At 70.3% G+C, this 5,485-nt stretch carries 5 protein-coding genes; 4 read left to right on the top strand and 1 reads right to left on the bottom strand.

The annotated features are described in order from the left end of the window. Positions 1-100: 100 nt before the first annotated feature. Positions 101-1,045 (bottom strand): adenosine deaminase, encoded by a 945-nt coding sequence (locus tag AC6LJ5_RS29805; RefSeq protein WP_498142396.1) that lies wholly within the window; start codon positions 1,043-1,045, stop codon positions 101-103. Between the two features lie 241 nt (positions 1,046-1,286). Here AC6LJ5_RS29805 and AC6LJ5_RS29800 point away from each other — a divergent pair, with 241 nt between their 5' ends. From AC6LJ5_RS29800 to AC6LJ5_RS29785, 4 genes are all read left to right on the top strand, one after another. Beyond that, the gene (locus AC6LJ5_RS29800) at positions 1,287-1,979 is read left to right on the top strand and encodes a hypothetical protein (protein WP_498142395.1); all 693 of its coding nucleotides are present in this window, start codon (positions 1,287-1,289) and stop codon (positions 1,977-1,979) included. Then, positions 1,976-2,401, top strand: a complete 426-nt coding sequence (locus AC6LJ5_RS29795; RefSeq protein ID WP_392412623.1) for an SEL1-like repeat protein — start codon at positions 1,976-1,978, stop codon at positions 2,399-2,401. Before AC6LJ5_RS29800 ends, AC6LJ5_RS29795 begins: the two co-directional genes overlap by 4 nt. Before the next feature lie 3 nt (positions 2,402-2,404). After that, a complete protein-coding gene (locus AC6LJ5_RS29790; RefSeq protein ID WP_233772405.1) occupies positions 2,405-3,802 on the top strand; it encodes an MATE family efflux transporter in 1,398 nt (465 codons plus the stop codon). Positions 3,803-3,857: 55 nt separating this feature from the next. Further along, on the top strand, positions 3,858-5,485 hold a 1,628-nt coding region (locus AC6LJ5_RS29785; RefSeq protein ID WP_498142394.1), incomplete at its 3' end, for a lytic murein transglycosylase.

The following is a 5,485-nucleotide window of genomic DNA, read 5'->3' as shown; positions in this document are numbered from 1 at the left end:
CCCTTGAGGGGGGAGCGCGTAGCGCTCGGGGGTGGGTCCATCCCTCCGGTCCGCTGCGGCGCCCCCTTGAGGGGGAAGCGCGTAGCGCTCGGGGGTGGGCCTACAACCTTGCAGCCATGCTGTTGTCGGCCAGCGCCTGCGCCTGTTCGCGCGACATGCCCAGGTGCTCGTACAGCGCGTGGAAGTTCTCGTTGACGTAACCGCCGAAGTAGGCCGGGTCGTCGGAGTTGACCGTGACCTTCACGCCCGCGTCCAGCAGCGACAGGATGTTGTGGTCGCGCATGTGCTGGAACACGCGCAGGCGGGTGTTCGACAGCGGACAGACGGTCAGCGGGATCTGTTCATCGATCAGGCGGGCGATCAGGCGCGGGTCTTCGGCCGCGCGCACGCCGTGGTCGATGCGCCGCACCTTGAGCAGGTCCAGCGCTTCCCAGATGTACTCGGGCGGACCTTCCTCGCCGGCGTGGGCCACGGCCGGCAGGCCTTCGGCGCGGGCGCGGTCGAACACGCGCTGGAACAGCCGTGGCGGAAAGCCCTTCTCGCTGCTGTCCAGGCCAACCGCGATGAAGGCGTCGCGGTAGGGCAGGGCCTGTTCCAGCGTGCGCATGGCGGCTTCCTCGGGCAGGTGGCGCAGGAAGCTCAGGATCAGGCCGCTGCTCACGCCCAGCTGCTTGCGGCCGTCTTCCAGCGCCTGGCTGATGCCGTTGAGCACGGTCTCGAAGGGCACGCCTCGGTCGGTATGCGTCTGCGGATCGAAGAAGGGCTCGGTGTGCACCACGTTCTGCTCTTGGCACTTCAACAGGTAGGCCCAGGTCAGGTCGTAGAAGTCCTGCTCGGTGCGCAGCACGTCGGCGCCGCGATAGTAGAGGTCCAGGAATTCCTGCAGATTGTTGTAGTTATAGGCCTGGCGCAGCGATTTGACGTCGGGCCAGGGCAGCGCCACGCCGTTGCGTTGCGCCAGGCTGAACAGCAGCTCGGGTTCCAGCGACCCCTCCAGGTGCATGTGCAGTTCCGCTTTGGGCAGGGCGTTCAGCCAGTCGTACATAGGGGCTCCGGTCTTCGGGTAAGGCGTGGGGATGTGCGCGCCGCTGGCGGCAGGCAAGGCCGCGATCATATCCGGTATGGGATGACGGCCAAGGGCGCGGACCCGTCCGCGCCGCGCGTCGCGGGGCGGCCCGGACCTGCGCCGATTATTCTCCGCGCCGGGGCGCTTGGCAACGCGCGCCGGTGATTCGGATATAGTTCGTCGCCATGAGCCGCCGCGGGCGGCGCCAGCGGGAGCAACCATGATGTCCAGGCGGGAAGCGTCGAGAATCGCGCGTCGCATGACGGCCGGCGTCGCGCTGGCCGTCACGCTGGCCGCCTGTGGTTCGTCGCGGTTGGACGGGGTGCCCGTCGATTGGCCCGGCTTTCGCGAGCCGCGCCTGGCGACGGCGCCGTCCGAACCGGCGCAATGCCCGGACCTGACGGGACCGTATCGCATCCAGGGTGAGTTCAGGACCGGCGAGCGCGACGCATCGCTGGACGACCTGGGCCGCTTCCTGGCGTGGACGCTGTACCTGTCCGGCATGGGCGGGGGCGATTCCCGCGCCTGGAACCCCGCGCCCGGCGCGTCGGTGACCTTCGCGTCCGACGCCCAGGCCTGGCGGGCGCTGCTGCGGGACGGACGCGGCGGCAAGCTGGAGGGCCGGCTGCCGGGTGCCGCGTCGCCCGCCGGCGACCTGGTCGATCCGGCGCGCCAGCAGATCATGCTGGTCTCGGGCTGTGCGCAGGGTCGGCTGTGGATCAGCGCGCGCGAAGATTGGCGCCAGCATGAGTCCCAGGGCGTGCGCCGCCATGTGGCGATGCTACGGCCGGAAGGCGGCGGCCTGCTGCTGACCGTCAGGCGCGAGTCCGACAGCATCGGCATGCTGCTACCCTGGTACAGCAACGACAGCCGCGTGTCGCAATACTGGTTCGCGCCGGCCGGACCCAGATGAACGCGGCCGGGGTGGCGCGCGACGCCTGCGCGGGCCGCCAGCTGTCTTCCATTTTCTTCGATGTGCCCATGACCGTAAAACGACTGACCTTCTGCGCCGTGCTGTTCCTGTTGTTCGTGCTGGGCGTGACCTGGTTCTGGCTCCAGCTCTTCGACACCCGCGCGCCGTCGCTGCGCGGCCAGGTCCAGGGCGAGAACGTCCATATTTATGGCGAATCTCCCCAGCACGACGCCGCCGTCAACCGCGCCTGGCTGGAAGAGGCCAGACGCGGCAATGTCGACGCGCAGTACACCATGGGCCTGATCATGGAACAGAGCGATCGCAAGGAGGCGCTGCGCTGGTACGAGGCCGCCGCCGCCCAGGGCTATCCGGCCGCGATCGAACGCCTGGAACAGTTGCGGGCCAAGCCCGTGCGGCGCTGAGCCTTGTCCGACGCAAGCCAGGCCCAGACTCTGGCCGCGCCGCTGCAGGCGCGCTTCGTCCACGGCCCGCTGCGCGGGCATGTGGTCGAAATGGTGCTGACCGGCTGGGCCAGCCTGCTGGCCGTGTTCGCGGTCGAATTCCTGTCCTTGCTGTACCTGGGCACGCTGGGCGAGGAAGCGATCCTGGCCGCCGTGGGGCTGGGGTCGATGACGCTGTTCACGGTGATGTCGGTCAGCATTGGCGTCACCGTGGGCGGCGCGGCCATGGTGTCGCGCGCGCTGGGGGCTGGCGACGGGCAGGGCGCGCGCCGCCTGGGCGGCGCCTCGCTCATCCTGATGACGGCGGCCACGGCCGTGGCGGGGGTGCTGTATCTGGCGTTCATCGGTCCGTATGCCGCCGCCGTCGGCCTGGAGCCGAGGGTGCGCGGCCATCTGCTGTCTTTCGTCTTCATTTCCACACCGTTCATGGTGGCTGGCGGGATCGGCATGATGCTGTCCAACCTGCTGCGCGCCCATGGCCGGGGCCGCCAGTCCATGTGGGTGCTGCTGGCCGGCACCGCGACCGTCGCGCTGCTGGATCCGCTGGTGATCTTCGTTTTCAAGGGTGGCCTGCAGGGCGTGGCCTGGGCCGGCGCCGTGGGACGCCTGGCCACCATGCTGCTGGGCGGCTGGCTGGTGTTCGGACGCCACCGGCTGGTGCGCTGGCCGACCCGTGGAGAGCTGCGGCCGGCGCTGGCCGCGATCGGCAGGATCGCCGCGCCCGCCGCCCTGACCGGCCTGGCCACGCCGGCGGCGGTGATCTTCGCCGCGTCCACCTATGCCGGCTTTGGCTCCAGCGTGATGGCCGGCGCCACGGTCATGGACCGGGTGCTGCAACTGGCCTATTCGATGTTCTTCGTGCTGCCCGGCGCCATCGGGCCGATCCTGGGGCAGAACCTGGGCGCGGGCAACTGGGACCGCATCCGCGAGACGGCCCGGCTGACCGCGAGGCTGGCGCTGGCTTACGGCCTGGGCATGGCCGTGCTGCTGGCGCTGCTGGCCCCGTTCATCGCGGACCTGTTCAAGGTCACCGGCCCAGGCCGCGACCTGGTGGTGTTCTTCTGTCGCTACGCCAGTTTCATCTGGGTGCTGAACAGCTTTTTCTTCGTGGCCGTGGCGGTATTCAACAACCTGGGCCACGCCGGCTACTCCACCGCCATCAGCTGGCTGCGCGCCACCGTGGGCACCTTGCCGCTGGTCTGGCTGGGCGCCCGCCTGGGCGGACCCGAGGGCGTGGTGCTGGGTCAGTCGGCCAGTTTCGCGCTGTTCAGCCTGGTGGCGCTGGCGCTGTGCCGGCGCGTGCTGCGCCGGCCTCCTCCCAGGCCGGCGGCGGCTGCCGCCGGACAGGCCACCGGCGGTTAGATTTCATCATCGGCACGCGGTACGATCGCGGCTGAGTCCGATTTTTAGGAATGCCATGTCCTTGCGCTCCATTCGTTTTCGAATCGATGCCTTTCCCCAGATCCTGCTGGCCGCCGCGCTGACCGCCGCCGCCGGCGCCGCGCAGGCCCAGCCCGCCTCGGCCACCGGTTCGCGCGCGCAGACGCCGGCGCCGGCCGCGCCTGCGCTGACACCCAAGCGCAGCTTCGACGACACGCCGCTGCCGGCCGCCACGCCCGCCGCCACGCCCGCCGTCACACCCACGCCCGAATCCGCAACGCCGGCCGGAACCGGCGCGCTGCCGCCGCGCACCCCGGCGCCGGCCGCCGCGCCCGCGCCCGAATCCGCGACTCCCGCCGGAACCGGCTCCCTGCCGCCGCGTACCGCCGCGCCGGCTCCCGCTACTGCGCCGACCGCCGTTCCCGCCGCCACCGCCGCGCCGGCGGCCACCGCCGATCCGGTCGTCATCATGCCGACGGCGGAAGACACCAAGGCCTGCCTGGACAAGCTGCGCAAGGGCGCCACGGCCAACGGCCTGACGCTCGCTGACTGGGACAAGTACACCGCCGACGCCAAGCTGCTGCCGACCACGGTGTCCTCGGCCAAGGGCCAGCCCGAAGGCCGCGAGAGCTGGTGGGACTACATCGCCAAGACGGTCGACGACGAGCGCGTGGCCGACGGCAAGATGATGATGAAGAAGGTCGGCTCGCAGCTGAACACCATCGGCCAGCAGTATCAGGTCGATCCGGCCACGCTGGTCGCCATCTTCGGCATCGAGACCAATTACGGCCGCCAGATCGGCAAGACCAATGTGCTGAACGCCTGGCTCACGCGCGCCTGCACCGAGAACAAGCCGCTGTGGGAAAAGAACGCTTACGCCTCGGTGCGCCTGCTGCGCGACGGCGTGGTGCCCGCCGACAACTTCGTCGGCTCCTGGAGCGGCGCCTTCGGCATGACCCAGTTCATCCCGACCTCGTTCTACGAGCTGGCCGCCGATGGCGACGGCGATGGCCGCATCGACCTGTACAACTCGCTGCCTGACGCGCTGGCATCCACCGCCAACCACCTGCGCAAGCGCCGCGCCAAGTGGACCATGGGCCTGCCGGCCGTGGTGGAGGTGCGCCTGCCCGCCGAGCTGGCCGCCACCATCCCGCCGGAGCCGGATGCCGAATATGTGGGCGCGAAAGACCGCCGCACGATCGCGCAGTGGGTCCAGGCCGGCGTGAAGCAGGGCAATGGTGCCGCGCTCAAGCTGTCCTCGGGCGAAGGCGAGCAGGCCTATCTGTTCGCGCCGACCGGTTCGCGCGGTCCGGTGTTCCTGGCGACCGTCAATTTCGACGCCATCCTGCACTACAACCAGTCGCGCCGCTACGCGCTGGCCGTGGCGCTGCTGCTCAACCGCCTGCAGGACCGCCCGGGCCTGGCCACGCCGTGGCCGACCGATGACCCCGGCCTGTCGCGCGCGCAGATCAAGGAACTGCAGGACATGCTGTACGACTTCGGCCATGACGTCGGCGTGCCCGACGGCATCCCCGGCGCCAAGACCCGCGAGGCCGTGCGCGCCGAGCAGGAGCGCCGCAACCTGCCGCAGGACGGCCGCGTGGGCAAGCGCATCTACGACGCGGTCAAGGCCTCATGGCCGCCGTTGGCCGCGCCGGCGCGGCC

Source organism: Achromobacter sp. 1011791174 (genome assembly GCF_059760925.1).
The sequence above is the reverse complement of the archived record's forward strand: the minus strand, read 5'-3'. Positions and strand labels throughout refer to the sequence as shown.

Excerpts from the sequence above, each read along its gene's own strand:
- AC6LJ5_RS29805 (WP_498142396.1), bottom strand. The coding sequence starts at position 1,045 with ATGTACGACTGGCTGAACGCCCTGCCCAAAGCGGAACTGCACATGCAC.
- AC6LJ5_RS29800 (WP_498142395.1), top strand. The coding sequence starts at position 1,287 with ATGATGTCCAGGCGGGAAGCGTCGAGAATCGCGCGTCGCATGACGGCC.
- AC6LJ5_RS29795 (WP_392412623.1), top strand. The coding sequence starts at position 1,976 with ATGAACGCGGCCGGGGTGGCGCGCGACGCCTGCGCGGGCCGCCAGCTG.